This window comes from Roseicella sp. DB1501, from assembly GCF_013112485.1.
Taxonomy (GTDB): Bacteria; Pseudomonadota; Alphaproteobacteria; order Acetobacterales; family Acetobacteraceae; genus Paracraurococcus.
In genome coordinates this window covers 115,391-141,385 of sequence record NZ_JABFHG010000001.1, presented here as the reverse complement: position 1 = coordinate 141,385, position 25,995 = coordinate 115,391, and the positions used below count along the sequence as shown (strand labels likewise).

General features: G+C 73.1%; 30 protein-coding genes and 1 other RNA gene. 21 read left to right on the top strand and 10 right to left on the bottom strand.

Features of this window, described 5'->3' with window-relative positions; translation table 11 throughout:
- Position 1: 1 nt before the first annotated feature.
- Positions 2-1,039: an amino acid ABC transporter substrate-binding protein gene (locus HJG45_RS00685; RefSeq protein WP_171610160.1), complete on the top strand. Its 1,038-nt coding sequence runs from the start codon at positions 2-4 to the stop codon at positions 1,037-1,039.
- Positions 1,040-1,189: 150 nt separating this feature from the next.
- Here the strand turns inward: HJG45_RS00685 and HJG45_RS00680 are convergent, their stop codons facing one another.
- Together HJG45_RS00680 and HJG45_RS00675 are read right to left on the bottom strand one after the other, a co-directional pair.
- On the bottom strand, positions 1,190-1,966 hold the full coding sequence (locus HJG45_RS00680; protein WP_171610159.1) for an SDR family NAD(P)-dependent oxidoreductase: 777 nt from the start codon (positions 1,964-1,966) through the stop codon (positions 1,190-1,192).
- A 15-nt stretch (positions 1,967-1,981) separates the two neighbouring features.
- Positions 1,982-2,995, bottom strand: coding sequence for a lysine-2,3-aminomutase-like protein (locus HJG45_RS00675; RefSeq protein ID WP_171610158.1), 1,014 nt, complete (start codon positions 2,993-2,995; stop codon positions 1,982-1,984).
- A gap of 126 nt (positions 2,996-3,121) precedes the next feature.
- Between HJG45_RS00675 and epmA the strand changes: the two genes are divergently transcribed.
- Positions 3,122-4,165, top strand: coding sequence for an EF-P lysine aminoacylase EpmA (gene epmA, locus HJG45_RS00670; RefSeq protein ID WP_171610157.1), 1,044 nt, complete (start codon positions 3,122-3,124; stop codon positions 4,163-4,165).
- A 142-nt stretch (positions 4,166-4,307) separates the two neighbouring features.
- Here epmA and HJG45_RS00665 read toward each other — a convergent pair whose 3' ends face one another.
- The 7 genes from HJG45_RS00665 to HJG45_RS00635 all read right to left on the bottom strand — a co-directional run bounded on the left by HJG45_RS00665 (position 4,308) and on the right by HJG45_RS00635 (position 8,906).
- Positions 4,308-4,619: a DUF2171 domain-containing protein gene (locus HJG45_RS00665; RefSeq protein WP_171610156.1), complete on the bottom strand. Its 312-nt coding sequence runs from the start codon at positions 4,617-4,619 to the stop codon at positions 4,308-4,310.
- Positions 4,620-4,669: 50 nt separating this feature from the next.
- The gene (locus HJG45_RS00660) at positions 4,670-5,392 is read right to left on the bottom strand and encodes an FkbM family methyltransferase (protein ID WP_171610155.1); all 723 of its coding nucleotides are present in this window, start codon (positions 5,390-5,392) and stop codon (positions 4,670-4,672) included.
- A 70-nt stretch (positions 5,393-5,462) separates the two neighbouring features.
- The gene (locus HJG45_RS00655; RefSeq protein ID WP_171610154.1) at positions 5,463-6,347 is read right to left on the bottom strand and encodes a PhzF family phenazine biosynthesis protein; all 885 of its coding nucleotides are present in this window, start codon (positions 6,345-6,347) and stop codon (positions 5,463-5,465) included.
- On the bottom strand, positions 6,337-6,756 hold the full coding sequence (locus HJG45_RS00650) for a VOC family protein (RefSeq protein ID WP_217362780.1): 420 nt from the start codon (positions 6,754-6,756) through the stop codon (positions 6,337-6,339). Before HJG45_RS00650 ends, HJG45_RS00655 begins: the two co-directional genes overlap by 11 nt.
- A gap of 11 nt (positions 6,757-6,767) precedes the next feature.
- Positions 6,768-7,397 (bottom strand): thiamine phosphate synthase, encoded by a 630-nt coding sequence (gene thiE / locus HJG45_RS00645; RefSeq protein WP_171610152.1) that lies wholly within the window; start codon positions 7,395-7,397, stop codon positions 6,768-6,770.
- A 103-nt stretch (positions 7,398-7,500) separates the two neighbouring features.
- Positions 7,501-8,424, bottom strand: a complete 924-nt coding sequence (locus HJG45_RS00640; protein WP_171610151.1) for a class I fructose-bisphosphate aldolase — start codon at positions 8,422-8,424, stop codon at positions 7,501-7,503.
- Between the two features lie 77 nt (positions 8,425-8,501).
- Positions 8,502-8,906 (bottom strand): hypothetical protein, encoded by a 405-nt coding sequence (locus HJG45_RS00635; RefSeq protein ID WP_171610150.1) that lies wholly within the window; start codon positions 8,904-8,906, stop codon positions 8,502-8,504.
- A gap of 119 nt (positions 8,907-9,025) precedes the next feature.
- On the opposite strand from HJG45_RS00635, the gene HJG45_RS00630 reads away from it, so the two are divergent.
- The 6 genes from HJG45_RS00630 (at position 9,026) to HJG45_RS00605 (ending at position 11,812) form a co-directional block, all read left to right on the top strand.
- On the top strand, positions 9,026-9,292 hold the full coding sequence (locus HJG45_RS00630) for a hypothetical protein (protein ID WP_171610149.1): 267 nt from the start codon (positions 9,026-9,028) through the stop codon (positions 9,290-9,292).
- Between the two features lie 4 nt (positions 9,293-9,296).
- The gene (locus tag HJG45_RS00625; RefSeq protein WP_171610148.1) at positions 9,297-9,629 is read left to right on the top strand and encodes a cell division protein ZapA; all 333 of its coding nucleotides are present in this window, start codon (positions 9,297-9,299) and stop codon (positions 9,627-9,629) included.
- A gap of 75 nt (positions 9,630-9,704) precedes the next feature.
- A non-coding RNA gene (gene ssrS / locus HJG45_RS00620) (6S RNA) lies at positions 9,705-9,859 on the top strand.
- Complete coding sequence (locus HJG45_RS00615; protein ID WP_171610147.1) at positions 9,846-10,439, top strand: 5-formyltetrahydrofolate cyclo-ligase; 594 nt, start codon at positions 9,846-9,848, stop codon at positions 10,437-10,439. The genes ssrS and HJG45_RS00615 overlap by 14 nt, the downstream gene beginning before the upstream one ends.
- Positions 10,440-10,610: 171 nt before the next feature.
- A complete protein-coding gene (locus HJG45_RS00610; protein WP_171610146.1) occupies positions 10,611-11,432 on the top strand; it encodes a TIGR00282 family metallophosphoesterase in 822 nt (273 codons plus the stop codon).
- A 134-nt stretch (positions 11,433-11,566) separates the two neighbouring features.
- Positions 11,567-11,812 carry a hypothetical protein gene (locus tag HJG45_RS00605; RefSeq protein ID WP_171610145.1) on the top strand — a complete coding sequence of 82 codons (246 nt, stop codon included), beginning with the start codon at positions 11,567-11,569 and terminating at the stop codon, positions 11,810-11,812.
- 195 nt (positions 11,813-12,007) lie between these two features.
- Here HJG45_RS00605 and HJG45_RS00600 read toward each other — a convergent pair whose 3' ends face one another.
- A complete protein-coding gene (locus HJG45_RS00600; protein ID WP_171610144.1) occupies positions 12,008-12,637 on the bottom strand; it encodes an MSMEG_1061 family FMN-dependent PPOX-type flavoprotein in 630 nt (209 codons plus the stop codon).
- A 125-nt stretch (positions 12,638-12,762) separates the two neighbouring features.
- Here HJG45_RS00600 and HJG45_RS00595 point away from each other — a divergent pair, with 125 nt between their 5' ends.
- The 13 genes from HJG45_RS00595 (at position 12,763) to ftsH (ending at position 25,991) form a co-directional block, all read left to right on the top strand.
- Positions 12,763-13,512, top strand: a complete 750-nt coding sequence (locus HJG45_RS00595) for a YebC/PmpR family DNA-binding transcriptional regulator (protein ID WP_171610143.1) — start codon at positions 12,763-12,765, stop codon at positions 13,510-13,512.
- 37 nt (positions 13,513-13,549) lie between these two features.
- Positions 13,550-14,062: a crossover junction endodeoxyribonuclease RuvC gene (gene ruvC / locus HJG45_RS00590; RefSeq protein WP_171610142.1), complete on the top strand. Its 513-nt coding sequence runs from the start codon at positions 13,550-13,552 to the stop codon at positions 14,060-14,062.
- A complete protein-coding gene (gene ruvA / locus HJG45_RS28320; protein ID WP_171610141.1) occupies positions 14,059-14,685 on the top strand; it encodes a Holliday junction branch migration protein RuvA in 627 nt (208 codons plus the stop codon). The genes ruvC and ruvA overlap by 4 nt, the downstream gene beginning before the upstream one ends.
- Positions 14,686-14,774: 89 nt before the next feature.
- Entirely contained in the window at positions 14,775-15,797 is a 1,023-nt protein-coding gene (gene ruvB / locus HJG45_RS00580) for a Holliday junction branch migration DNA helicase RuvB (RefSeq protein WP_171610639.1), read from the top strand.
- Positions 15,794-16,306 carry a YbgC/FadM family acyl-CoA thioesterase gene (locus tag HJG45_RS00575; protein WP_368040484.1) on the top strand — a complete coding sequence of 171 codons (513 nt, stop codon included), beginning with the start codon at positions 15,794-15,796 and terminating at the stop codon, positions 16,304-16,306. The genes ruvB and HJG45_RS00575 overlap by 4 nt, the downstream gene beginning before the upstream one ends.
- 51 nt (positions 16,307-16,357) lie before the next feature.
- Positions 16,358-17,113, top strand: a complete 756-nt coding sequence (tolQ, locus tag HJG45_RS00570) for a protein TolQ (RefSeq protein WP_171610140.1) — start codon at positions 16,358-16,360, stop codon at positions 17,111-17,113.
- A gap of 4 nt (positions 17,114-17,117) precedes the next feature.
- Positions 17,118-17,636, top strand: a complete 519-nt coding sequence (tolR, locus tag HJG45_RS00565) for a protein TolR (RefSeq protein WP_171610139.1) — start codon at positions 17,118-17,120, stop codon at positions 17,634-17,636.
- Positions 17,637-18,018: 382 nt separating this feature from the next.
- Positions 18,019-19,209 carry a hypothetical protein gene (locus HJG45_RS00560; RefSeq protein ID WP_171610138.1) on the top strand — a complete coding sequence of 397 codons (1,191 nt, stop codon included), beginning with the start codon at positions 18,019-18,021 and terminating at the stop codon, positions 19,207-19,209.
- 67 nt (positions 19,210-19,276) lie between these two features.
- Complete coding sequence (tolB, locus tag HJG45_RS00555; RefSeq protein WP_254452207.1) at positions 19,277-20,653, top strand: Tol-Pal system beta propeller repeat protein TolB; 1,377 nt, start codon at positions 19,277-19,279, stop codon at positions 20,651-20,653.
- 149 nt (positions 20,654-20,802) lie between these two features.
- The gene (gene pal, locus HJG45_RS00550; protein ID WP_171610137.1) at positions 20,803-21,282 is read left to right on the top strand and encodes a peptidoglycan-associated lipoprotein Pal; all 480 of its coding nucleotides are present in this window, start codon (positions 20,803-20,805) and stop codon (positions 21,280-21,282) included.
- Positions 21,283-21,777: 495 nt separating this feature from the next.
- Positions 21,778-22,653, top strand: a complete 876-nt coding sequence (locus HJG45_RS00545; RefSeq protein WP_171610136.1) for a YbgF trimerization domain-containing protein — start codon at positions 21,778-21,780, stop codon at positions 22,651-22,653.
- A 35-nt stretch (positions 22,654-22,688) separates the two neighbouring features.
- Complete coding sequence (tilS, locus tag HJG45_RS00540; RefSeq protein ID WP_171610135.1) at positions 22,689-23,966, top strand: tRNA lysidine(34) synthetase TilS; 1,278 nt, start codon at positions 22,689-22,691, stop codon at positions 23,964-23,966.
- Positions 23,967-24,068: 102 nt separating this feature from the next.
- Positions 24,069-25,991: an ATP-dependent zinc metalloprotease FtsH gene (ftsH, locus tag HJG45_RS00535; protein WP_171610134.1), complete on the top strand. Its 1,923-nt coding sequence runs from the start codon at positions 24,069-24,071 to the stop codon at positions 25,989-25,991.
- Positions 25,992-25,995: the final 4 nt, after the last annotated feature.

Below are 25,995 nucleotides of genomic sequence, written 5' to 3'. Positions count from 1 at the left end.
CATGCTGCGACGCTCGGCCCTGTCCCTGGCCCTGTCCCTGGCCCTCCTGCTTCCGGCCATGGCCGCGGCGCAGCCGGCCGCGCCGGGCCCGACGCTCACTGCGGTGCGGGCGCGCGGCGCGCTCTCCTGCGGCATCTCGACCGGCGATCCGGCCTGGAGCCAGCCGGACAGTCGCGGCATTTGGCAGGGCATGGATGCCGATCTCTGCCGCGCCTTCGCCGCCGCGGTGCTCGGCAGCGCCGACAGGCTGGTCTGGCAGCACCTGACCGGGCAGAACCGCTTCCCGGCGCTGGTCACCGGGCAGGTGGAGGTGCTGACCCGCACCACGACCTGGACCTTTATGCGCGACGCCCAGCTCGGCCTCAATTTCACCGCCCCGAATTTCTACGACGGCCAGGGCTTCCTGGTGCGCGCCGATAGCGGCGTGACGAGCGCGAAGCAGCTCGACGGCGCCACCATCTGCTTCGTCTCGGCCAGCACGCATGAGCTGAACCTGCAGGACTGGAGCCGGAACACGGGCGTGCGCTTCACCCCGGTGATCTTCGCCGACAAGGACGAGGCGCGCCGCGCCTATGAGAGCAACCGCTGCGACAGCTACACCGGCGATGCCAGCCAGCTCGCCGCCATCCGCGCCGCCTTCCCGGACGCCCAGGCGCACCGCCTGCTGCCCGACCGCATCAGCAAGGAGCCCTACGCGCCCTCGGTGAAGCAGGGCGACGACCAGTGGTTCGACATCATCCGCTACGTGGTCTACGGCCTCGTCGAGGCGGAGGAGCTCGGCATCACCCGCGAGAACGCCGGCAGGATGCTGGCCGAGAGCCCGAGCCCGGCGGTGCAGCGGCTGCTGGGCAAGACCGGCGAGCTGGGCCCGGCGCTCGGCCTCGACCGCGGCTGGATGCTGAACGCCATCAGGGCCGTGGGCAATTACGGCGAGATCTACGACCGGCATCTCGGCAAGGACAGCCCGGCGCAACTCCCGCGCGGGCCGAACGACCTCTGGACCCGCGGCGGGCTGATGGTGGCGCCGCCGATGCGGTAGATCCCCACGAAGCCGCTGCGCGTCTTCGCGGGGGCCCCGTGATTCGCTGCGAGCCCGGAATCCGTCACAGCCTGGCGCGGCGAAGCCGCGGCAGGGCAACGGGTAGCGACGGTTCCGGCTCGGGGCCTCGGGCGGGCGGCCTATTGCTGCCTACAGGTTGCGCCGCGCCTGCCGCAGCGTCGGCAGGCCGATCCCGGCAGCGTCGAAGCCACCATCCACGGCGATCTCCTGGCCGGTGAGGTAGCTCGCGCGCTCGCCGCAGAGGAAGACGATGACCTCCGCCAGCTCCTCCTCCAGCCCGTAGCGGGCCAGCGGGATGGCGTCGTGATAGTCGCGCCGGATCTCCGGCGTGTGCACCGCCTTGGCCATGGCGGTCTCGACCGGTCCTGGCGCCACGGCATTGACGCGGATGCCGAGCACGGCGAGCTCCACCGCCTGCTGCCGCGTCAGATGCGCCAGCGCCGCCTTGCTGGTGCCGTAGGCGACCCGCAGCGTCGAGGCGCGCAGGCCGGAGATGGAGGTGACGTTCACCACCGCGCCGCCGCCGCCCTCCGCCATCAGCGGCGCCGCCGCCTGGGTGGTGAGGAAGGGGCCGGTCAGGTTCACCGCCAGCACACGGCCCCATTCCTCGGGCGTCGTCTCCAGCAGCGGCTTGAACACCGCGGTGCCGGCATTGTTCACCAGCGCGTCCAGACGGCCGAACTGCCCGGCCGCGCGCCGCACGGCAGCGAAGACCGCCTCGGGCTCGGCCACGTCGCAGGGCAGGGCGAGCGCTGCCGCCGCGGCGCCCAGCCCGGCGACCGCCGCCTCCAACCCCGGGGCGTCGATATCGAGCAGCGCCACCCGCCAGCCCTCGGCGAGGAAGCGCCGTGCCGTGGCGAGGCCGATGCCGCGCGCGGCGCCGGTGACGAGGGCGACCTTCTGCATGCCGATCTCCGAACTCTATTCCCCGTTCGCCGCGTAGTCCGGCCCGAGCGGCACCTTGCCGCCGCCCTCCGGCCGCTCCTGCACATAGACCGGCCAGGCGAGGCCGGTGACGCGACCGCGCAGCGCCCGCAGGATCGCCCTACCTTCCTCGACCGGCACGGCGAAGCGCGCGGTGCCGGGCGCCGGGTCGAGCTGGTGCAGGTAGTATGGCTTCACCCGCGCCCGCAGCATGGCGCGGAACAGCGCCTCCAGCGCCTCCGGGCGGTCATTCACGCCGCGCAGCAGCACGCTCTGGCCGAGCAGCACGGCGCCGGCGCGGTGCAGCCGCCCGAGCGCCGCCACGGCCTCCGGCGTGAATTCCCGCGCATGGTTGGCGTGAACACAAAGATAGAGCGGCGTCTCCATCGCCAGCGCCGCGGCCAGCGCCTCGTTCACCAGCCCCGGCGCGGCGACCGGCACGCGGCTGTGGATGCGCAGGATCTCGATATGCGGCAGCGCCGCCAGCCGGGCGAGGATCATGCCCAGCCGGCGCGGCGAGAGCATCAGCGGGTCGCCGCCGGTCAGGATCGCCTCGCGCACCGCCGGCGTCCGGGCGAACCAGTCGAGCGCCGCCTCCAGCGCCGCCTCGCCGAGCAGCCCGCCATCCGGCCCCACCGCCTCGCGCCGGAAACAGAAGCGGCAATAGACCGGGCAGGCCAGTAGCGGCTTCAGCAGCGCCCGGTCGGGATAGCGGTGGACCACGCCGGGGACCGGGCTGTGCGGCGCGTCGGCGGTCGGGTCGGCCAGCTCGTGCGGCGCCGTCACCAGCTCCGCCGGGTCGGGCAGGTATTGCCGGCCGATCGGGTCGTCCGGATCGGCCGGGTCGATCAGCGCCGCGACGGCGGGGGTGACGGAGAGGCTGTAGCGCGCGGCGACCGCCTCGGCCCCGGGCAGCGCCGCAGCGGGGATCAGCCCGGCCTGCCGCAAGGCGCGCGGGGTGGTCAGCGTTCGGGCGGGCGGACCGGGGCGGGGGAGGGGGCCATCGGGCATGATCGGGCCCCCTATAGGCCCGGCGGCCCGCCGCGGGAACGCCGCGCCGCCTGGGACCGACCCGGGATGGCCGGCCCGCCGAGGATGCGGCAGGGTCGGCCGGCCATCCCGATCCACAGGCCCGCCATGCCCGCCACCCCGACCTGGCACCCGGAAAGCCTCGCCGCCCGGCTGCCCTTCCTCGAGCGCCGCGCTGCCCTCGCCGCCATGACCCGCGCCTTCTTCGCCGCCCGTGGCTACCGCGAGGTGGAGACGCCCTGCCTAGTGCCGGTGCCCGGGATGGAGGTGCATCTGCACGCCTTCCGCAGCGAGTATGTGCCGCATCTCGGCGCCGGCACGCGGCGGACCCTGTGGCTGCGGACCTCGCCGGAACTGGCGCTGAAACGGCTGCTGGTCGGCGGCGTCGGGCCGGTCTTCGAGCTGGCCCGGGTCTGGCGCAACGGCGAGGCCGGGCCGCGCCACGCGCCGGAGTTCACCATGCTGGAATGGTACCGGCCGGGCCTCGGGCTCGAGGGCATGATGCGGGAGACGGAGGACTATGTCCGCGCCGTCTGCCCGCCCCTGGTCGCGCATGCGGGGGTGACGACCGATCTGCGCCCTCCCTTCGAGCGCCTGACGATGGCCGAGGCCTTCCGGCGCTGGTGCGGCGGGCTCGACCTGCTGGCGACGGTGACGCCGGAGGGGGCGGGGGATGCCACGGCGCTCGGCCGGGCGGCGGCGGCGATCGGCCTGCCGCCGCGCGAGGGGGAGGGGTGGGAGGACCTGTTCTTCCGCCTGCTGCTGGAGCGGGTGGAGCCGCGCCTCGGCCGCGAGCGCGCCACCTTCCTCACCCATTGGCCGGCGCCGCAGGCCGCGCTCGCCCGGCGCGACCCCGGTGATCCGCGCGCCGCGCTGCGCTTCGAGCTCTTCGCCGGCGGGATCGAGCTGGCCAATGCCTTCGACGAGCTGACCGACCCGGCCGAGCAGCGCGCCCGCTTCACGGCCGATGTGGCCGAACGCCACGCCCGCTATGGCGAGGCGGGCTGGGATGTGGACGAGGAATTCCTGGCCGCCCTCGCGCATGGCATGCCGGAGGGCAGCGGCATCGCCCTCGGCTTCGACCGGCTGGCCATGCTCGCCTCCGGCGCGCGCCGCATCGAGGACGTGCAATGGCTTCCCTTCGAGCCTTGACTGCGTGGCCCCGTGAAGCGCCCGCCCGAACCGTCGCCGCCCGTTGCCCTGCCGCGGCTTCGCCGCCGCAGGCCGTGACGCATCTCGGGCCCTGGGCGACTCATGGGGCCCCCGCGACGGCGCGCAGCGACGTCGTGGGGAATCAAGCGCGCGGTCTCCCATCGTCGGGCTGGCCGAATTCCTGGCGGCCATTCGGGTCGAGCGCCATCCGGCGCTGCGCCTCGTCCTCGTCGAGCGCCGCCGCCTCGGCATCCCCGGCGGTGACCGAGAGGCGCACCACCCCCGGCTCCAGCCCGGCGATCAGCGCGCAGGCCAGCCAGCGGAAGCGCCCGCCGGCGGCGGCATCGCTGCGGGCGAGCTTCAGATAGGCGCCGTCGCGGTGCTCCACCTGGCCCACCAGGTGATCGTCGCTGCCGACCACCGCCATGCCCGTCTCGATCGCCGCCTCGTCCATGCCGCGCCTCCCCGACCCTCGCCGGCAGAACGGGACGGCACCGCCGGGGTTCAGCCCGCCTCGGCGGCGCGCAGCCGCGCCAGCATGGCCCCGGCTTCCTCGCGTGGCAGGAAGTAGAAGACGAAGACATAGGGGTCGGAGGCCTCGAACACCGCCGGGTTGGGGCTCGCCCGCTGCATCCGGTCGCGGTCGAAGCCCGCCATGGGCTGCCAGTCGCCCCAGAACTCCCAGAAGGCGTCGTAGCCCAGCGCGTCGAGATAGGCCGGCACCGCCCAGGTGGAGCCGGGCCGGTGCCTCTCCTCGATCTCGATCGAGAGGATGGGCCGGCAGCGCAGCAGCGTCTCGCGCGCCCCGCGCAGCACCTCGTACTCCGCCCCCTCGGCATCGAGCTTCACCGCGGTGAGGTCGGACAGGCCGAAGCCGTCAAGGCGGCGGACCGGCACCTGCCAGCGCTGCTCGGCCACGCGCGGGTCGAGGCCGGCATAGGTCTTGGCGGTGCTCGCCCATTGCTCCTGCGGCTCGCCGTCCAGCACCGGCAGGGCGAGGGTGATCTCGCCCTCCGCCGCGCCGAGCGCCTCCGGCCGCAGCGTGACATTGCCGAGCCCCGCGGTCGCCGCCCGCAGCCGGGCGAAGGCGCCCGGCAGCGGCTCGAAGGCGAGGACGCGGCTGTCCGGCAGGGCGGCGAAGGGCAGGGTAAAGGCGCCGTCATGCGCGCCGATATCGAGCAGCGTGCCGGGCCGGTGCAGGGTGCGGTGGAAGCCGAGCTCGTCCAATCCCACCTCCGTCCCGCGCCGCCGGCAGGCTGCGCCGGCGCCCGGCGGCTGGCAAGGCGGGCCAGCCGGCTCAGCCGGCCTCGATCCAGCCCTCCGAGACGGCGACCACGCCGCCGCCGACCGCGCAACGGATGGCGCCATCGTCGGCCCGCCAGGCCCGCAGCGCGAGGCGGGAGGGGCGGCCCATCTCGATGCCCTGCTCGATATCGAGCGACAACGTCGCGCCGCCGCCCGCCCGCAGCAGCAGCCCGGCCAGGGCGAGGTTGGCGCTGCCGGTCGCCGGGTCCTCCGGCACGCCGGCCAGCGGGCCGAACATCCGCGCCCGGCGCCGGCCATCGGACAGGGCGACATGCAGGTGCAGCCCGACCACGGCGCCGGCCGGCAGGTGGCGGCGGAAGGCGGCGATATCGGGCGCCGCCGCGGCGAGGGCCGCGAGGTCCGCCAGCTCGGCCAGGGCGAAGGGATTGCCGCAGCCGGCGATCACCGGCGGATGCGTCGCGCTGCGCACCGCCGCGACGGGCAGGCCGAGGCAGGCGGCGACCGCCTCGGGCGCGAGCGGCGCCAGCTCGGCGAAGGGCAGCGGCGCCTCGATCTCGGCCCCCGTCACCGCGCCGCCGGCATCGCGCAGCAGCCGCGCCGCGACCCGCCCCGCCGCCTGGTCGAGGGCGATGCCGGTGCCGGCCAGGCCGAGGCGGCGGGCGAGCGTCACCGCCGTGCCGACATTCGGATGGCCGGCGAAGGGCAGCTCCGCCCCGGGGGTGAAGATGCGGATCCGCGCCGCGGCGCCGGCAGCCTCCGGCAGCAGCACGAAAACGGTCTCGGAGAGGTTGAACTCGCGCGCGATGCGCTGCATCGCGGCGCCGCCCAGCGCCTCGCCGCCCCACACCACGGCGAGCGGGTTGCCGCCGAAGCGGGCCTCGGTGAAGACGTCGCAGGTAGCGAATTCAAGCCGCATCGGGGACTTCTGGCTCGTCGAGCTCTTGCGAGAAGCGCAGCAGGTAGCCGTCGGGGTCCTGTACCAGGAACTGCCGAACCGTGACGCTGGTGTCGCTAACCCGGTAGGTCCTGGTCTCGGGCCCCATGAAAAGCGGCCAGTTCAGCGCACCCAGCGCCGCGAGGATCGGTTCGAGCGCAGGGACCGCTATCTCGAAGTTCACGTGCCGTCCAAAGGGGCGCTCGGTTGGGGCGACTTCCCAGCGATGCGGGCGATGTAGCGGCAGTTCATCCAGCATGAGGCGGGAGCCGTCGCGCTCTATGCAGGCGAAGCCCTCCTCCTGCCGGTCGAAGAGCACGTGGAAGCCGCAGGGGCCGCACCAGAAGGCGAGGCTCCGAGCGATGTCGGTGACCATCAGCTCCGGCACCAACACTGGAGATCTCATTCCAGCGCCTCCGCGATCGCCCGGTTCATCGCCCGGACGCCGGCCGCCGGGCCCTCGGGATGGTTCCAGACCGCCCCGACCACGGCCAGGAAATCCGCCCCCGCCCGCACCAGGGGGGCGCAATTGGCCGCGGTGATGCCGCCGATCGCCACGCAAGGGATCTCGAACATCTCCGACCACCATTCCAGCAGGTCGGTGCCGGCGCGGTGCCTCGCCTCCTTCGTCGTGGTGGGGAAGAAGGCGCCGAAGGCGACGTAGTCGGCGCCCGTCTCGCCCGCGAGCATCGCCAGGTGGCGGCTGTCATGGCAGGTGATGCCGAGGATGCGCTCCTCGAGCAGCCGGCGGCCCTCGGCATGGTTGCCGTCCTGCTGGCCGAGATGCGCCCCGTCGCAACCGAGCTCGGCGGCCAGCGCCGCGTCGTCGTTCAGCAGGAAGGCGGTGTTGCGGGCCTGGGCGATCGGCATCAGCGTCTCGACCGCGCGCCGCACCGCGTCCGGCGGCGCGTCCTTCAGCCGGAGCTGCAGGCAGGCGACGTCGCCGGCATCGAGCGCCGCCGCCAGCCGGTCCGGGAAATCGGGCGGCAGGACGGGCGGGGTGATGAGGTAGAGGCGGCAGGGTTCGTCCATGGCGGCTGAATGCCGCGCCGGGACGGGTTTGGGAAGCGCGGACGGGGCCGTCCGGCAGGGAGCGGGCGGCGGCGCGGCGCTGCGCCGCCGCCCGCTCCCGGTCTTAGCCGGCCGGAGCCTGGTAGATCTCGATGATCGAGGAGAGCAGGTTCAGCGCATCCGCCTTCGAGCGCTGGAAGGCGTTGCGGCCCATGATGGAGCCGTTGCCGCCCGCGGCATGGATGGCGCGGACCTCCTTCAGGATGTCCTCCGTGCCCTTCGCCTCGCCGCCCGAGAAGACCACCAGGCGCCGGCCGCCGAAGCAGGCCTGCACCACGTGCTTGAAGCGCGCGACCTCGTCGTTCACGTCGACCGGGTACTTCTCGTAGGTCTTCTTCGCGGCATCGAGCGAGATCGCCGAGGTCGGCGGCTTCACCTTGATGATGTGGGCGCCGAGCAGCGCCGCCATATGCGCCGCATAGGCGCAGATATCGAGCGCCGTCTCGCCGGTCTTGTCGAGCATCGGGCCGCGCGGGTAGCTCCAGACCACCACGGCGAGGCCGACGGACTTCGCCTCCTCGGCCAGCTCGCGCAGCTCCTCCATCATCTCGAACTGGTATTCCGAGCTCGGATAGATGGTGAAGCCGATCGCCGAGCAGCCGAGGCGCAGGGCGTCGGAGACGCTGCCCGTCACCGCCTGGTCCTTGGTGGTGGAGAGGCTGTTCGAGGAGTTGACCTTCAGGATGGTCGGGATGGCGCCGGCATAGGTGGAGGCCCCCGCCTCGATCATGCCGAGCGGCGCGGCATAGGCGTTGAGCCCGGCCTCGAGCGCCAGCTCGAACATGTAGCGCGGGTCGTAGCCGGCCGGGTTCGGCGCGAAGCTGCGGGCCGGGCCGTGCTCGAAGCCCTGGTCCACCGGCAGGATCACCACGCGGCCGGTGCCGGCCAGCTTCCCCGCCATCAGGATGCGGGCGAGGTTCGCCTTGGTGCCGGGATTGTCGCTCTCGTACCAGGAGAGGATCTCTTTCACCTTTGGCGTGAGCTGCATGGCGTATACCCTTTCGCTGGTGGCGAGTCTGGAGCGGTGAGTCTGGTCGCGGGATGTAGCGCGGGGTTGCCGGCCTGTCACCCGGCGCCTGCCAACCATGCCGCGAGCCGGGCTCGGCCGCCGGCACGCGTGAGGTCGAGGCGGCCAAGATCGAGCGAGACCGGCCGCGCCGGGCGGAGCCTCGCCGAAAGCTCGCCCGCGGCGCTCGCGACGGCGGCGAATCCGGGGCAGCGCGGGTCGAGCACCAGGTCGCGCAGCCCGGCCCGGAGCGCCGTCAGGGCCAGGCCCGGCGCCGCGGCGCAATCGAGCACCGCGTCATGCGGCACGCCCGGCGCCGCCGCCCGCGCCGCCGCCAGGATGGCGAGGAACCAGGGCGCGCCGAGCGTGGCGGCGGCGCCGGGGGCCGAGAGCAGCGTCACGCCCGGCCCCGACAGGCTACCGGACAGGCGCAGGACGAGCGACGCCCCGGCCGCATCGTGCACCGTTACCGCCGGTGGTGCGGGCTGTCGCCGTTGACCCGTCCCGGTCGCCATGCCAAGCCTTGCAGCACGCCCGGAATCCCGCGTCCAGCGCGGCCGGCGACGGCAGTTGCGGGATCGGCATGAGCGAGGATCCGAGGGACCCGGTGACGATGGCGACGGCACGGCTGGAATCCGCCGTCGAGACGCTGGTTGCGGCGCTGAGCCGCCCCCGGCCGCCGGTGGAGGAAGGCGAGATGGTGCCCCGCGCCGAGGTCGCGGCCATGGCGGAGCGGCTGGACGCGACCATCGCGCGGCTGCGCCTGGCCTTGGCCGAGGAGTTGCGCGGCGGCGAGGCGCCGATGGGTGAGGCGCAGGCGGGCGGTGCGCCGCAGGGCGGGGGGGAGTAGCGGCGTGGGGCAGGTCACCGTCCGGGTCAATGGCTACCAGCACACCATCGGCTGCAAGGATGGCGAGGAGGCGCATGTCCTCGACCTGGTGCAGCAGATCGAGGAGAAGGTGCGGCTGATCCGCGCCATGGGCGGCCAGTTCTCGGAATCGCGGATGCTGCTGCATGTCGCGCTGCTGCTGGCCGATGAGGGCGCCGACCTGCGGACGGAGATGGTGCGCGCGCGCGCCGGCCTCGCCCCGGCGGCCCCGGCGGCGCCCGACCCGCAGCTCGCCGAGCGGCTGGCGCGCATCGCCGAGCGCATCGAGGGCCTGGCCCAGACGCTCGACCGCGGCTGAGACGCGGCTTTTTCGCCCCCGGTTTTTCATCCTTGGCCGCTGGCCGCTGGCCCCGCGGCGCCCTATATCGAGAGGGCGGGGCTGCCCGGCGCGTCAGGTAATTCATCCCCGGGGCCAATAAGCATCCTCCGGGAGCTGGCTCTGTCCGGATCGTGGTCCGGGTATCTGGTGCCCACCTGCGCTAGCAGGCCTTGGGAGGGTGAGACGCCAACGGCCATGGTGGCTCCGCACTTTTCCACATCGCCGCATTGCGACGTGCTCCTGCGGGAGATGAAGGCCGAGGCGCGGCGCCTCGCGCTCGCCCGGCGGGTCGGCTGCGCCCCGGCCCTGGGCGCGGCGCTGGCCGAGCATGTGCTCGCCGGCCTGCCGCCGCCGGCCGGGGCCATCGTCGCCGGCTTCTGGCCCATGGGCGGCGAGATCGACATCCGGCCGCTGCTGCTGGCCCTTGCCGGGCGCGGCCATCCCATCGCCCTGCCGGTCACGCCGAAGCGCGGCCTGCCGCTCGCCTTCCGGCACTGGCGGCCGGGCGAGGCGCTGGGGCATGGTCCGATGGGCACCCGCCAGCCGGTCGCCGGCGAGGCGCTCCGTCCCGACTGGCTGCTGGTGCCGCTGCTCGCCTTCGACCGCGCCGGGCGGCGCCTCGGCTATGGCGGCGGCTATTACGACCGGACCCTGGCCGGCCTGCCGGGCGCGACCGCCATCGGCTGCGCCTTCGCCTGCCAGGAACTGCCGGAGGTGCCGGCCGGGCCGGAGGACTGGCGCCTGGATGCGGTGGCGACCGAGGCCGGCATCCTCCGCATCAAGGAATAACGCTGTCCTTCAGGCGCCGGGCACGGGACCCGCTTCGTTGGCGGCGCGTATTCACCCGGCCGTTGCCTCACCCTGGCCGGCGATCGGCCCTAGCATGCGCCGGTCCCGCGCGGTGGGCTGGTCAGGGCCGGACCGGAACGGCCCGGGACGACCAGGGAGGGGAGACAGGGCTTGCGCATTCTCTTTCTCGGCGATGTGGTCGGCCGCAGCGGCCGGGATGCCGTCATCGCGCGGCTGCCGGGGCTGCGCGCGGCGCTGCGGACGGACCTCGTCGTGGTGAATGCCGAGAATGCCAGCCATGGCTTCGGCCTCGCCCCCGACATGGCGCGGGCGATCCTCGGCGCCGGGGCGGATGCGATCACCCTCGGCAACCATGCCTGGGACCGCAAGGAGATCATCCCGGTCCTGGAGCAGGAGCCGCGCATCCTGCGGCCGCTGAACTTCCCGCCCGGCACGCCTGGCCGCGGCGCGGTGGCGGTGGAGGTGCCCGGCAACCGCAAGGCGCTGGTGGTCAACGTCATGGGCCGACTGTTCATGGACGCGCTGGACGACCCTTTCCGCAGCGTGCAGGCCGAGTTGCAGCGGCACCGGATGGGCGCGGGCGGCACCATCCAGGCGAGCATCATCGACCTGCATGCCGAGGCGAGCTCGGAGAAGCAGGCCTTCGGCCATAGCTTCGACGGGCTGGCGAGCCTCGTCATCGGCACCCATACCCATGTGCCGACCGCCGATCACCAGATCCTGCCGGGCGGCACCGCCTACCAGACCGATGCCGGCATGTGCGGCGACTATGACAGCGTCATCGGCATGCAGAAGGGCGGCGCCGCGCTGCGCTTCTGGCGCAAGATGCCGGGCGAGCGGCTCGCCCCGGCGGAGGGCGAGGCGACGCTCTGCGGCCTCTTCGTCGAGACGGATGACGCAACCGGGCTGGCGCGGCGGGTGGAGCCGGTGCGGCAGGGCGGCCGCCTCTCGCAGATCCTGCCGCAGGTCTGACGATTCGCCCCGGGACCGAGACGATACTGCAACCTGGGGAGGATTTATTACGTTTGTATACAAATATAACTTTGCCCTAGCATTGCGCCTTCGCGTCGGGGCAAAGTCTGTCCTCGCAGAGCGGGGAGGTGATCATGGATCGCCGACGAGACCAGCGCTTCGCGCCGGGAGCCTCCGTCCTCGGCGGTGCCGCCGGGGGCCTCAGCTATGAGGGACTGATGCGCGACGCGGTCGCGGTGGAGGAACGGTCACGCTGGCACGAGGCCGGCCGGATCCGCATCCTCCCTCGCAGACAGGTCCAGGCTCCAATTCAGGCGCCGGTCCAAGTCCAGGTCTCCGAACCCGACCACCAGGACCAGGCCCGCATCGCCGGCCGCTGACCGCCGCCACCTTCGTTGCCCGTCGCCCCGACATGGCTTCGCCGCGGCAGGCTGCGGCGCGTCTGGAATCAGCAGCGACGTCGTGGGGGTCACTAGACCATGGTCCGCTCACACAGGGTCGCGGGTCATGGCCCAGGCCGTTGCTTGATCGCGTGATTCACGCTTCTCGGTGAGTCCACCTCAAGCGATCACGCTCTAATACATCGTATCCCGCAGCCGCTGCGGCGCCTCGACATCGTAGCTCTCCGGCGCGACCAGCCCGCCGGTATGGGCCTGCAGCATCTCGCCCATGCTCGGCACCGCCCGCGGCCGCTCCCGCCCGCCCCAGATCCTCGAGCGCAGGATCGACTTGGCGCATTGCATGTAGACCTCGCCGACCGTGACCAGCACCACCGTCGCCGGCGCCTTCTCCTGCACCGTGAAGCGGGTGCGTAGCGTCGGGTCGGCGGTGATCCGCGCCTGGCCGTTGATGCGCAGTGCCTCGCCGACGCCGGGGATGAGGAAGAGCAGCGCGACGGCCGGGTTGGCGATGATGTCGCGCAGCCCGTCCAGGCGGTTGTTGCCGCGCCGGTCCGGCAGCGCCAGGGTGCGGTCGTCGAGCGCCTCGACGAAGCCCGGCGCGTCGCCGCGCGGCGTCGCATGCACCCCTTGCGGCCCGACCGTCGCCAGAACGCAGAAGGGCGAGGCGGCGATGAAGGCGAGGGTCCGCTCCTCCAGCCGGTGCGCCACCTTCTTCAGCACCAGCTCGCGCGGCGGATCGTAGATCCGGGCCAGCTCCTCGAGGGTGGTGACGGCGAAGGGGTCGGCGGGGGCGAGGCTGTCCATGCCGGCAGCCTGGACCAGGCGGGGCGGATCCTGCAAGCGTAAGGCACGCCGCCGGTGGCGCGGGCCGGCCCATGCGGCTATAAGCCCTTCCTCATCCGCAATCTGAAGATGCTGGAGCCCCTTCCATGGCGGGCCATTCGCACGCCAAGAACATCATGCACCGCAAGGCGGCCCAGGGCGCCAAGAAGGCCCAGGCCTTCGGCAAGCTGATCCGCGAGATCACGGTCTCGGCCAAGCAGGGCCTGCCCGATCCGGCGATGAACCCCCGGCTGCGCGCCGCGGTGAAGGCGGCGCTGACCGCCAACATGACCCGCGACACCATCGACCGCGCCATCAAGCGGGCCGCCGCCGCCGGCCAGGGTGAGGATTTCCAGGAGGTCCGCTACGAGGGTTACGGGCCCTATGGCGTCGCTGTCATCGTCGAGGCGCTGACCGACAACCGCAACCGTACCGCCGGCGACATCCGCAGCGCCTTCGCCAAGGCCGGCGGGGCGCTCGGCGAGACCAACTCGGTCAGCTTCCAGTTCGAGCGGAAGGGCGTGATCTGGTTCCCCGGCCTCGCCGATCAGGCCGAGGCGATGCTCGAGGCGGCGATCGAAGCCGGCGCGCTCGATGTCGAATCGGACGAGGAGGGGCATGAGGTCACCTGCGCGCCGGAGGATTTCTTCGCCGTGCGCGACGCGCTCGAGGCCCGCTTCGGCACTCCCGAGAGCGCCCGCATCGAATGGGTGCCGACGGTGCGCATCGATCTCGACGAGGAAAAGGCGCGCGAGATCCTGAAGCTGCTCGACCGCCTCGACGAGAGCGACGACGTGCAGAACGTCTATGCCAATTTCGAGGTGTCGGAAGACGTCTCGCAGCGGCTCTCGGCCTGAGCATGCGCGGCGCGGGGCGCCGATGAGACAAGGTGCCATGCAGGCCGTGCGGCTGCTCGGCCTCGATCCCGGCCTGCAGCATACCGGCTGGGGCTTGGTCGAGAGCGCCGGCAGCCGGTTGCGGCATCTCGGCGACGGCGTCATCTCGACCGCCGCCGCCGAGCCGCTGGCGGCCCGCCTCTGCACCCTGCACCGGGCGCTGGCGGCGCTGCTCGAGCAGTGGCAGCCGGACGAGGCGGCGGTCGAGCATACCTATGTCAACAAGAATCCCGGCGCGGCGCTGAAGCTCGGCCAGGCGCGCGGCGTGGTGCTGCTCGCCCCGGCGCTCGCCGGCCTGCCCGTCGCGGAATACCAGGCGATGGAGATCAAGCGCGCCGTGGTCGGCACCGGCCATGCCGAGAAGCCGCAGGTGGAGGCGATGGTCCGCCGCCTGCTGCCCGGCGCGACCATCCGCCGCGCCGATGCCGCCGACGCGCTGGCGGTGGCGATCTGCCACGCGCATCACCGCGGCTCCCGCCTCGCCCTCGCGCGCGGCTATGCTCCGGCATGATCGGCAAGCTCACCGGCCGGCTCGACGGCGTGCATGAGGGCGGCTGCGTGCTCGATGTGAACGGCGTCGGCTACCTCCTCGCCTGCTCGCGCAAGACGCTCGACGCGCTCTCGGCGCGCGAGGGGGTGCAGAAGGTGCTGGTCGAGACGCATCTGCGCCAGGACGCCATCACCCTCTACGGCTTCGCCGATGCCGCCGAGCGCGAGGCCTTCCTCGCCTTGATCGAGGTGAAGACGGTCGGACCGCAGAAGGCGCTACTGGTCCTCTCCGGCCTCCGCCCGGAGGAATTGGCGCGGGCGATCGCGGCCAAGGAGCGCAAGCGCCTGGCCGAGGTGAAGGGCCTCGGCGCGGCGACCGCCAACCGCATCATCGACGAGCCGGCGATGCAGAAATGGGCGGTCGGCCGCGCCACGCCCGAGGCCGATGGCAGCGGCGCGGCCGGCATCGCGGCGCCGGCGCCCGCGGTGGACGACGCGACGGCGGATGCCGTGTCGGCCCTGGTCAATCTCGGCTGGAAACGGCCGGAGGCGCTGGCGGCGGTGACTCGCGCCCGCACCCGGCTCGGCGAGGGCGCGCTGCTCGAGGGGCTGATCCGCGACAGCCTGAAGGAGCTGGCCCGGTGAGCGGGACAGGCGGCCGGAAGGCCCGCGGCGGCGCCCGCGACGCCGCCCCGCAGCCGACCTCTCCACCGGGGCCGGAGGCGGAGGACCGCATCACCACGCCGGTTCGCACCGAGGAGGATGCCGCCGAGGCGACGTTGCGGCCGCAGACCCTGGCCGACTTCACCGGCCAGCAGGCCTCGCGGGAGAATCTCGCCGTCTTCATCCAGGCGGCCCGCGACCGCGGCGAGGCGCTCGACCACGTGCTGCTGCACGGCCCGCCCGGCCTCGGCAAGACGACACTGGCGCAGATCGTGGCGCGCGAGCTCGGCGTCGGATTCCGCGCCACCAGCGGCCCGATCCTGCAGCGCGCCGGCGACCTGGCGGCGATCCTGACCAACCTGCAGCCGCGCGACGTGCTCTTCGTCGACGAAATCCACCGGCTGCAGCCGGCGCTGGAGGAGACGCTCTATCCGGCGATGGAGGATTTCCAGCTCGACCTCATCATCGGCGAGGGGCCGGCGGCGCGCACGGTGCGCATCGACCTGCCGCCCTTCACCCTGGTCGGCGCCACCACCCGCTCCGGCCTGCTGGCGCAGCCGCTGCGCGACCGCTTCGGCATCCCGCTGCGCCTGCAATTCTACACGCCCGAGGAGCTGTTGCGGATCGTCACCCGCGGCGCCTTCAAGCTCGGCTTCGCGCTGTCGGAGGAAGGGGCCTGGGAGATCGCCCGCCGCTCCCGCGGCACGCCGCGCATCGCCGGGCGGCTGCTGCGCCGGGTGCGCGACTTCGCCGCGGTCGGCGGCGTCGCGGCGGACCGGGCGATGGTGGATGGCGCGCTGACCCGGCTCGAGGTGGATGCCAAGGGGCTGGATGCGATGGACCGGCGCTATCTCCGGCGCATCGCGGTGCACCACAATGGCGGCCCGGTCGGGGTCGAGACGCTGGCCGCGGCGCTGGCCGAATCGCGCGACACGCTCGAAGACGTCATCGAGCCCTATCTGATCCAGGAGGGGCTGGTGCTGCGCACGCCGCGCGGCCGCATGCTCGGCGTGCCGGGCTGGCAGCATCTCGGGCTCAGCCCGCCGGCCGGCTTCGCCATCCAGCCCGACCTGCTGGCCGGGGGCGAGTCGTGAGCCGCGCGGCGCGGCCGGGCCTGCGCCAGGCGCCGGACGCGCCGGCGCATCGCTGGCCGCTCCGGGTCTATTTCGAGGACACCGATGCGGGCGGGATGGCCTATCACGCCAACTACTTGCGCTGGGCGGAGCGGGCCCGGACGGAATCGTTGCGCGCCATGGGCTTGCCGCATCAGATGCTCATGGAAGGTCACCATTCGATACTCGTGGTGCGGCGCATTGAAGTGGAGTATTGGCGGCCCGCCAGGCTCGATGACGCAGTCGTGGTTGAAACCAGGGTGGTTTCCGTCCGGGGTGTCACCCTGCTGCTGGACCAGCGGGTGGTGGCGGATGGGGAGCCGGATGCGGTGGCGGGACCGCTGGCGGCGCTGCGGGTCGAGCTGGCCTGCATCGACCGAGACGGGTTGCGGCCGCGGCGCATCCCCGAGCCCTGGCGCTCGGCGCTGGAGGCGGCGGCGGCCCGTGATCCTGGGGGGATGGCCCGGAGGCGGGCGGAGACGGCGGATTAGGCGGGTCGGCCGGTCGGGGGGATTGGCCGCCGCAGCGGATGGAGTGATGCGGTGGATCGCAGCGTGACCGCGACGGATCTGGGTGCAGCGATGCACGACCTGTCGCTCTGGGGCCTGTTCGTGCAGGCGGACTGGGTCGTGAAGCTGGTCATGCTCGGCCTGCTGCTCGCCAGCGTCTGGGTCTGGGCCATCGTCTTCGAGAAGGTGACGAGCCTGCGCCGGGTGAACCGCGCGGCGGATGCCTTCGAGGATGCCTTCTGGTCCGGCGGCAGCCTGGACGACCTCTACCGGAAGGAGGGCGACCGGCCCTCCCACCCCATGGCCGCGGTCTTCGTCACCGCCATGCGGGAATGGCGCCGCGGCGCCCAGCGGCTCGGTGGCTCCGACCTCGTCGCCGCCGGGCTGAAGGAGCGGATCGACCGCACCATGGCCGTCACCGTGCAGCGGGAGATGGAGCGGCTGGAGCGCTGGATGGTCTTCCTCGCCTCGGTCGGCTCGGTCGGGCCCTTCGTCGGCCTCTTCGGCACGGTCTGGGGCATCATGAACAGCTTCGCCGCCATCGCCGGCATGCAGAACACCAACCTCGCCGTGGTGGCGCCGGGCATCGCCGAGGCGCTCTTCGCCACCGCGATCGGCCTCGTCGCCGCCATCCCGGCGGTGCTCGCCTACAACAAGATCAACACCGACCTGGCGCGCTTCGCGGGCCGGCTCGAGGGTTTCGCCGCAGAGTTCGGCGCCATCCTCTCGCGCCAGACCGAGAGCGCCATCGGCGATCCGGCGCGCAGCGCAGCGCCCGTCGCGGAGTAGCGCCATGGCCGTCTCGCTCAATGCCGGCCGGGGGCGCAGCCGCTACCGGCCGATGGCCGAGATCAACGTCACCCCGCTGGTCGACGTGATGCTGGTGCTGCTCATCATCTTCATGGTGGCGGCGCCGCTGATGACGGTCGGCGTGCCGGTCGACCTGCCGAAGACCCAGGCCAGCGCGCTCAACCAGGACAACGAGCCGATCACCATCACGGTTAATCCCGAGGGCAAGATCTTCCTGCAGGAGACCGAGGTGCCGATCGAGAACCTGGTCGCGCAGCTGCAGGCGATCGCCCGCGAGCAGCCGGAAGGGGCGCCGGAGCGGCGGATCTTCGTCCGCGGCGACAAGGCGATCAGCTATGGCCGGGTGATGGAGGTGATGGGCACGATCAGTTCCGGCGGCTTCAGCAAGGTGGCGCTGCTGGCCGAGCAGCCCGCCGGCCGGCCGGCCACCGCGGTGCCGGCTGCTCGACCCGGCGCGCCGGCTACTCCCCCGGCTGGCCGGCCGCAGCCGGCGCCGCGCTAGAGCGTGATCGCCTGAGGTGGACTCACCGAAGGCGCGAATCACGCGACCAAACAACGCGCTAGATCATGGTCCGCGAACCTGTGTGGGCGGATCATCGTCTAGGGCACCCGCACCCTCCGCCACGTGCCGCGGATCGGCAGGACCGGGGCGCCGGGGGCGGATCGCGGCTTCCATCCGTGGCACCCCCACCATGGTGAGGCGCGGTCAATAGATCGGAGCGGCTTCCATGGCTGAAGGGCCGCGGACCCCGCTCCGGCGAGGCGCCGGCCTCGTGGCGAGTCCCGCCGGGCGCGGGCCGCCGCGGACCGGCGGGCTGATCGGATAACCAGGATTGCGTGGATTGGATATGGCGCCGGGGGGCGCGGCAATGCCGCCGAGGGGAATGCGGTTCTGGGGTCTGGTATCGGCGGCGCTGCATGTCGCGCTGCTGGTGCTCGGCCTCGTCTTCGGCCTGCCGCGGCCGTTGCAGGAACCACAGGAGGAGGCGATCGCGGTGGAGGTGGTCACGGCGCCGCAACTGGCCCAGGGCGAGCAGCCGGCGCCGGTCGCCGGGCCGCCGAGCGTGACCCAGCCGGCCCGGCCGGAGCCGCCGGGCGAGACGACGGTGGCCGATGCGGTGCCGAGCCCGCCGCCGCCGCCACCCCCGCCGCCGCCGGCGCCCATCCCGGCCCCGGCGCCGCAGGCGCCCATCCCGGCCCCGGCGCCGCAGGCCCTGCCGAAGCCGAGCGCCCCGCCGCCCGAGCCGGCGCCGAAGCCGCCGCAGCAGGTGGCGGAGGCGAAGCCGCGCCCGGCGCCGCCGCCCGAGCCGACGCCGAGCCCGCTGCCCCTGCCGCCGCCGCCCATCCCGGTGCCGGCGCCGCCCAGGCCGGTCGCCGAGACGCGGCCGGAAAAGGCGGAGAAGCCGGACAAGCCCGAGAAGGTGGAAAAGCCGGAGAAGCCCACCGAGAAGCCGGCGCCGAAGCCGCAGCAGGTGGCCGAGGCGAAGCCGGAGAAGGCCGAGAAGCCGAGCCCCACCCCGGCCCCCGCGCGGCCCGAGGCCACGGTGCCGCGCCCGCCCGCCCCGACGCCGCCGCAGCCGAGCAAGGAGGCCGGCACCGGCCGGACGCCGCCGGTCCAGAAGCCGCAGGCGGACAGCCGCAGCGTGCTCAACACGCTCGACAAGCTGATGCAGTCGGCGCAGCAGAACCGGCCGCCGACCGGCAAGCCGAGCCCGGCCGCCGGCACCCCGCAGCAGGGCGGCGGCGCGCCGACCGGCACGGCGACGCTCTCCGCCGGGGAGAAGGCCGGGCTCGCCGACAAGATCAGCGAGTGCTGGTCGGTCGATGGCGGCGGGCTCGGCATCAACAGCGTCGTCGTCGAACTCCGCGTCGATGTCGATGCCGGCGGCGTGGTCCGCAACGTCCGTGCCAATGGATCGCCGCCGAGCGACCCGCGGGCCCGCTCGGTCTACGAGGCGGCGCGGCGGGCGCTGCTCGACCCGAAATGCAACCCCTTGCCGCTGCCGCGGGAGCGGCTGGCGGCGCTGCGCGACACCATCTTCCGTTTCAACCCGCGCGACCTCGGCCTGCGCTGACCCGCCGTGCCCTTGCATCGCGGCGGCCCGCCGGCCGCCCTCGCGCCACATCTTCAGGAGGATACGCATGACCCCGGACGAGAAGGCGATGGCGGGCTTCCTCACGCGCCGGGCCGCGCTGTTCGGCGGCCTGGCCCTCGGCCTGCCGGCGATCGGCGGCCTCGGCAGCCAGGCCCGGGCGCAGAGCTCGGTCGTCGACATCACCCGCGCCCGCACCGATCCGATCCCGATTGCCGTGCCGGATTTCGCCGGCAGCGGCGACGGCCAGCGCGTCGGCCGCGACATCGCCCGCGTGGTGGTCAACAACCTGAAGAATTGCGGCCTATTCCGCCCGGTGGACCGCGCCGCCTTCATCCAGACCGCCGAGGTGGCGGCGGCGGTGCCGCGCTTCCAGGACTGGCGCGTGATCGGCGCCCAGGCGCTGGTCACCGGCCGGGTCGATGCCGGCAGCGACCGGGTGCGCGTCGAGTTCCGGCTCTGGGACGTGCTGCCGGAGCAGCAGATCCAGGGCACTGCCTTCACCGCCCCGGCCGCCAATTGGCGCCGCATCGCGCATCTGATCTCGGACGTGATCTATGAGCGGCTGCTCGGCGAGAAAGGGTATTTCGACACCCGCGTGGTCTATGTGGCCGAGACCGGCCCGCGCGACCGCCGCACCCGGCGCCTCGCCATCATGGACCAGGACGGGGAGAACCACCGCTTCCTGACCGATGGCTCCTCCGCCGCGCTGACGCCGCGCTTCCACCCGAACGCGCAGCAGATCGCCTTCATGTCTTATGCGCGCGGCGAGCCGAAGGTCTATCTGTTCAACCTCGATGGCGGGCGGCCGGAGCCGCTGGGGAATTTCCCCGGCATGACCCTCTCGCCGCGCTTCAGCCCGGACGGGCGCAGCGTGGTGCTCTCCGCCACCCGCGGCAACGACGCGAACATCTACGTGGTCGATCTCGGCTCGCGGCGGGAGCGGCAGCTCACCTCGGGCGGCGGGCTCGACGTCTCGCCCTGCTTCTCGCCCGATGGCAGCCAGATCGTCTTCAACTCCGATCGCGGCGGCGATCAGCAGCTCTACGTCATGTCGGCCGATGGCGGCGGCATCCGCCGCATCTCCTTCGGCCGTGGCCGCTATGCGACGCCGGTCTGGTCGCCGCGCGGCGACCTCATCGCCTTCACCCGCTTCGGCGGGGCGGGGGGGCAGTTCGGCATCGGGGTGATGCGGCCGGACGGCTCGGGCGAGCGGATCCTCACCGAGGGCTGGGGCATGGAGGGCCCGACCTTCGCGCCGAACGGCCGGGTGATGATGTTCTTCCGCGAATCGCCGGCCCGCGACGCCCGGGGCAGCGGCTATTCCTCGCGCCTCGCTTCGATCGACGTCGCCGGCTTTAACGAGCGCCAGATCCTCACCCCGACCGACGCCTCGGACCCGGCCTGGTCGCCCCTGCTGTCGTGAGCGGGGGCGGGGGGCTGGCCGCCGCTTATCCCTTTGCTGCGAGCCCCTTCGTTCCAGGATGGATATCCTTGACCGTCTCGACTGCGAGTTGTAACGGCGCCGGTGGATGTTCCGCAGCCGAGTGCTGCTTCATCGGAAGGACCAGAGGGATGACCAACACCAAGCTGCTCGGCGCCTTCGCCGCAGTTGCTCTGCTCGCGGCCTGCGAATCCTCGAAGGATTCGGCCGCGACCGGCACTGGCGCGGCGACCACGGCCAGCACGATCCAGCCGGGCAGCCAGGAGGATCTGATCGCCCAGGCGGGCAGCGATCGCGTCTTCTTCGATTACGACAGCAGCGCGATCCGCGCCGATCAGCGCTCGACCCTGCAGCGCCAGGCGAGCTGGCTCGGCAGCAACCCCTCTGTCACCGTCACCGTCGAGGGCCATACCGACGAGCGCGGCACGCGGGAGTACAACCTCGCCCTCGGCCAGCGCCGGGCGAATGCGGCGCGCGACGCGCTGGTCGCGGGCGGCGTGGCCGGCGGCCGGATCTCCACCATCTCCTACGGCAAGGACCGTCCGGCGGCGCTGGGCTCGAACGAGGATGCCTGGGCGCAGAACCGCCGCGCGGTGACGGTCGTCCGCTAGAGCGTGACCGCTTGAGGTGGACTCACCGAAAAGCGTGACTCACGCGCTCAAGCAACGGCCTCGACCATGATCCGCGACCCTGTGTGAGCGGATCATGGTTTAGGGAATTCCCCACGAAGACGCGCAGCGGCTTTGTGGAGGGGCCGTGGCGTCCCTCCTGCCTCGGGATCCGCACAGCCTGCCGCGGCGAAGCCGCGGCAGGACAACGGGCAGCGGCGGTTTCGATAGGCGCATCATGCCATCGGGCGATGCCGCGGCCGCATCGGAGCGACGCATCCCGGGCGCCGCCACTCGGTTCGAAGCGCTGGTCCCGCTTCGGCCGACCGGGCCCTAAGCCATTGGCCGGCCGTGCAAATCACATGTTTCGGTGATTCCACCGCAGGCGATCACGCTCTACAACCCGGCATACCCGGCACCGGCGGCGTGCGGGGCCGCGCCATGCCATCCGTCATGCCTCGGCCCCGCCCTTCCGCCATGAGCCCGATCGGAGAATCGATGCGACGCGCCCTGGCTGCTCTCCTCCTCGCCACGCCGCTGCTGCTGCCCGGCTCCCAGGCCTGGGCGCAGGCCGAGAGCCGCGAGGGGATCTACCTGCAGAACCAGATCCTGCAATTGCGGCAGGAGCTCGATCAGCTGCGCCGCGGCGGCGGGGCGGCCGCGATCCCGGCGCCGATGCCGCGCGGGGCGGCGCCGGGCGCGCCGCAGGGCGAGCTGGTCGGGGCGCTGCTGGATCGCGTCTCGACGCTGGAGGAGGAGACGCGCCGGCTGCGCGGGCGGCTCGACCAGGCGGAGTACCAGAACCGCACCCTGATGCAGCAGGTGGAGAAGCTGCAGGGCGACCTCGATTATCGGCTGCAGCAGGTCGAGGGCGGCGCGCCACGATCGGCGCCCGCCGCCGCCGCGCCGCCGCCGCGCAGCCCGAGCCCGGCGCAGTCGCTGCCGCCGGTGGCCGGCGGCGCCGCGGCGAGCGCCCCGGCCGCCGCGGCGCGGACGCCGGAGCGGGCCCTGGCCGAGGGCCAGGCGGCGCTCAGCCGGCGCGACTACGCCGCCGCCGAGGCCGCGGCGAAGGAGGTGCTCGCCGCCCGCGGCAGTCCGCGCAGCTATGACGCGCGGCTGCTGCTCGCTGATGCGGAATACGGCCAGCGCAATTGGCAGGACGCGGCCGTCGCCTATGGCGAGGCCTACAAGGCCAACCAGAAGGGCAGCCGCGCCGCCGAGGCGCTGATCGGCTTCGGCAGCGCGCTCGCCAACCTCAACCAGAAGCGCGAGGCCTGCGATGCCTTCGCTCTGGTGCAGAGCGAGCATCCGCAGCTCCGCGGCCCCCTGAAGGAGCGGCTTGAGGCCGGGCGGCAGCGGGCCGGCTGCCGGTGAGGCCGGGACCCGCCGCGCCGTGACGCCGCCGCGCCATGGGCGGGGCTGAGACACCGATCGGGCCGGCGGAATTCGCCGGGCTGATGGCGCCGCTCGGCCCCTTCGGTCCAGCGCCGCGCCTCGCCGCCGGCGTCTCCGGCGGGCCGCACAGCCTGGCCCTCGCCCTGCTTGCCGATGCCTGGGCCAGGGCGCGCGGCGGCGGCCTGCTGGCGCTCATCGTCGATCACGGGCTGCGGCCGGAGAGCGCCGCCGAGGCGGCCGGCGTCGCGGCGCAGCTCGCCCGGCGCGGCATCACCGCCCGCATCCTGCCGCTCGGCCTCGGCGGCGGCGCGGCGCTGCAGGCGCGGGCCCGCGCCGCCCGCCATGCCGCCCTGCTGCAGGCCTGCGGCGAGGCTGGCACGCCCTGGCTGCTGCTCGGCCATCACCGGGCCGACCAGGCCGAGACCCTGCTGCTGCGGGCGCTGCGGGGGAGCGGCGCGGCGGGGCTCGCCGCCATGGCGGCGCTGCGTGCGGCGCCGGAGGCGCTGCTGCTGCGGCCGCTGCTCGGCCAGCCGCCGGCGCGGCTGGAGGCGGTGGTGCGGGCGGCCGGGCTCGCGCCGGTGCGCGACCCGAGCAATGCCGATCCGCGCTTCGGCCGCGTCGCCCTGCGCCTGGCGCTCGGCGATCCCGCGGGCACCGGTCCGGCGGTCGAGGCCCTGGCCGGGGCGGCGGCCGGATTCGCGGCGCGGCGGGGGCGCGGGGAGGGGGCGCTGGCCGGGCGGCTCGCCCGTGCGGCGCGGCTGCTGCCGACCGGCCATGCCGAGATCGACCCGGCGGCGCTCGGCGAGGATGCGCTGGCCGATGCCGCCCTCGGCGCGCTGTTGCGCCTGGTCGGCGGCGGCGCCTTCCCACCGCCGCGGGCGGCGGTTGCCGCGCTCCGCCGGCGGGGCGTCGGGACGCTCGGCGGCGCGGTCCTCGGGCGCTGGCGGGGCGGCTGGCTGCTGGCGCGCGAATCGGCGGCGGTGGCGCCGCCCGTCGCGGCGGTGGCCGAGGCGCGCTGGGACGGGCGCTTCCGCCTGCTCGCCGCGGGGCGGCCCGGCTGCCTGCTGGGCGCCCTCGGCGCCGAGGCGGCGCGGCTGCGGCGGCAGGCGCCCGGCCTGCCCGCCCTGGTCCTCGCCACCCTGCCGGCCATCCGCCGGAACGGCATGCTGGTCGCCGTGCCTTGTCTCGGCTATCCTGACGCCGAATGCTGCGCCGAATTCCCCATGCATCTCGACCCGTGTGCCGGACCGGTGACCGGGGGAGCCGAATGGCGAGCTCGTGTGCCCCATTAATTGCCGGGGATGTCTCCCTATCTACTGCCCGGCGGACTCACGGGCATGGCGCCCAAGGGATCATGGCCCGCAAGGGCCGTGGCGGGAACAGGATATGAATCGGTGAACAATTTCGGCCGCAACCTGGCACTTTGGGTCATCGTGGCGCTGCTCCTCGTGGCGCTCTTCAACCTGTTCCAGCCGAGCGGCTCCGGCCAGCGCGGGGCCCAGCAGGTCGCCTATTCCGACTTCCTGAACGAGGTCGGCGCCGGTCATGTCCGCGACGTGGTGATCCAGGGCCGGACGGTGAGCGGCCAGCTCTCGGACGGCCGGACCTTCCAGACCTACACGCCGGAAGACCCCGCTCTGGTCGGCAAGCTGACCGAGAAGGGCATCCGGGTGGTGGCGCGGCCGGAGGAGAGCGACGTCAACCCGCTCTTCCACTACCTGCTCTCCTGGTTCCCGATGCTGCTGCTGATCGGCGTCTGGGTCTTCTTCATGCGCCAGATGCAGTCGGGCGGCGGCCGCGCCATGGGCTTCGGCAAGTCCCGCGCCCGGCTGCTGACCGAGAAGCAGGGCCGCGTCACCTTCGAGGACGTGGCGGGCATCGACGAGGCCAAGGGCGAGCTGGAGGAGATCGTCGAGTTCCTGCGCGACCCGCAGAAGTTCCAGCGCCTCGGTGGCAAGATCCCGAAGGGCGTGCTGCTGGTCGGCCCGCCCGGCACCGGCAAGACCCTGCTGGCCCGCGCCATTGCCGGCGAGGCGAATGTTCCCTTCTTCACCATCTCGGGCTCCGACTTCGTCGAGATGTTCGTCGGCGTCGGCGCCTCCCGCGTGCGTGACATGTTCGAGCAGGGCAAGAAGAACGCCCCCTGCATCATCTTCATCGACGAGATCGACGCCGTCGGCCGGCATCGCGGCGCCGGCCTCGGCGGCGGCAATGACGAGCGCGAGCAGACCCTGAACCAGATGCTCGTCGAGATGGACGGCTTCGAGTCGAATGAGGGCGTGATCCTCATCGCCGCCACTAACCGCCCGGATGTGCTCGACCCGGCGCTACTCCGCCCCGGCCGCTTCGACCGGCAGGTGGTGGTGCCGAACCCGGACGTGCAGGGCCGCGAGAAGATCCTCCGCGTGCACATGCGCAAGGTGCCGCTGGCCTCGGATGTCGATCCGAAGACCATCTCCCGCGGCACGCCCGGCTTCTCCGGCGCCGACCTGGCCAACCTGGTGAACGAGGCGGCGCTGCTCGCCGCCCGCACCGGCCGCCGCACCGTCGGCATGCATGAGTTCGAGCAGGCCAAGGACAAGGTGCTGATGGGCGCCGAGCGCCGGTCGCTCGTCATGTCGGAGGACGAGAAGCGGATGACCGCCTATCACGAGGCGGGCCATGCCCTCTGCGCCCTCAAGCTCCCGGAATGCGACCCGGTCCACAAGGCGACGATCATCCCCCGCGGCCGGGCGCTCGGCTTGGTGATGTCGCTGCCCGAGGGCGACCGCTACTCCAAGCACAAGTCGAAGCTGCTCTCGGAACTGGCCATGGCCATGGGCGGCCGCGTCGCCGAGGAGCTGATCTTCGGCTCCGACAAGGTCTCGAACGGCGCCTCGGGCGACATCAAGATGGCCACCAACCAGGCCCGCATGATGGTCACCGAATGGGGTATGTCCGAAAAGCTCGGCATGATCGCCTATGGCGAGAACAGCCAGGAGGTCTTCCTCGGGCATTCCGTCACCCAGTCGAAGAACCTCTCGGAGGCGACGGCGCAGCAGATCGACGGCGAGATCCGCCGCATCATCGACGAGGCCTATGCCAAGGCGCGGTCGCTGCTCTCGGAGAACATCGACGAGCTGCATCTGCTGGCCAAGGGGCTGCTGGAGCACGAGACCCTCTCGGGCGACGAGATCCGGCAGGTGATCCGCGGCGAGCCGATCATCCGCAACCGCCCGGACGAGCCGGTGCCGCAGGGCCGCGGCAGCGTGCCGAGCAGCGGCCGGGCGCCGCGGCCGAGCGGCGGGCTGAACCCCGGCCCGGCCCCCGCGACCTAGTCCC

Excerpts from the sequence above, each read along its gene's own strand:
- HJG45_RS00640 (WP_171610151.1), bottom strand. The coding sequence starts at position 8,424 with ATGCAGCTCACGCCAAAGGTGAAAGAGATCCTCTCCTGGTACGAGAGC.
- tolR (WP_171610139.1), top strand. The coding sequence starts at position 17,118 with ATGGCCGTCTCGCTCAATGCCGGCCGGGGGCGCAGCCGCTACCGGCCG.
- tilS (WP_171610135.1), top strand. The coding sequence starts at position 22,689 with ATGGGCGGGGCTGAGACACCGATCGGGCCGGCGGAATTCGCCGGGCTG.
- HJG45_RS00560 (WP_171610138.1), top strand. The coding sequence starts at position 18,019 with ATGCGGTTCTGGGGTCTGGTATCGGCGGCGCTGCATGTCGCGCTGCTG.
- HJG45_RS00665 (WP_171610156.1), bottom strand. The coding sequence starts at position 4,619 with ATGGACGAGGCGGCGATCGAGACGGGCATGGCGGTGGTCGGCAGCGAC.
- pal (WP_171610137.1), top strand. The coding sequence starts at position 20,803 with ATGACCAACACCAAGCTGCTCGGCGCCTTCGCCGCAGTTGCTCTGCTC.
- HJG45_RS00655 (WP_171610154.1), bottom strand. The coding sequence starts at position 6,347 with ATGCGGCTTGAATTCGCTACCTGCGACGTCTTCACCGAGGCCCGCTTC.
- HJG45_RS00605 (WP_171610145.1), top strand. The coding sequence starts at position 11,567 with ATGGATCGCCGACGAGACCAGCGCTTCGCGCCGGGAGCCTCCGTCCTC.
- HJG45_RS00595 (WP_171610143.1), top strand. The coding sequence starts at position 12,763 with ATGGCGGGCCATTCGCACGCCAAGAACATCATGCACCGCAAGGCGGCC.
- HJG45_RS00615 (WP_171610147.1), top strand. The coding sequence starts at position 9,846 with ATGGTGGCTCCGCACTTTTCCACATCGCCGCATTGCGACGTGCTCCTG.
- HJG45_RS00545 (WP_171610136.1), top strand. The coding sequence starts at position 21,778 with ATGCGACGCGCCCTGGCTGCTCTCCTCCTCGCCACGCCGCTGCTGCTG.
- thiE (WP_171610152.1), bottom strand. The coding sequence starts at position 7,397 with ATGGACGAACCCTGCCGCCTCTACCTCATCACCCCGCCCGTCCTGCCG.
- ruvA (WP_171610141.1), top strand. The coding sequence starts at position 14,059 with ATGATCGGCAAGCTCACCGGCCGGCTCGACGGCGTGCATGAGGGCGGC.
- ruvC (WP_171610142.1), top strand. The coding sequence starts at position 13,550 with ATGCAGGCCGTGCGGCTGCTCGGCCTCGATCCCGGCCTGCAGCATACC.
- epmA (WP_171610157.1), top strand. The coding sequence starts at position 3,122 with ATGCCCGCCACCCCGACCTGGCACCCGGAAAGCCTCGCCGCCCGGCTG.
- HJG45_RS00680 (WP_171610159.1), bottom strand. The coding sequence starts at position 1,966 with ATGCAGAAGGTCGCCCTCGTCACCGGCGCCGCGCGCGGCATCGGCCTC.
- tolB (WP_254452207.1), top strand. The coding sequence starts at position 19,277 with ATGACCCCGGACGAGAAGGCGATGGCGGGCTTCCTCACGCGCCGGGCC.
- HJG45_RS00685 (WP_171610160.1), top strand. The coding sequence starts at position 2 with ATGCTGCGACGCTCGGCCCTGTCCCTGGCCCTGTCCCTGGCCCTCCTG.
- HJG45_RS00600 (WP_171610144.1), bottom strand. The coding sequence starts at position 12,637 with ATGGACAGCCTCGCCCCCGCCGACCCCTTCGCCGTCACCACCCTCGAG.
- HJG45_RS00630 (WP_171610149.1), top strand. The coding sequence starts at position 9,026 with ATGAGCGAGGATCCGAGGGACCCGGTGACGATGGCGACGGCACGGCTG.
- HJG45_RS00675 (WP_171610158.1), bottom strand. The coding sequence starts at position 2,995 with ATGCCCGATGGCCCCCTCCCCCGCCCCGGTCCGCCCGCCCGAACGCTG.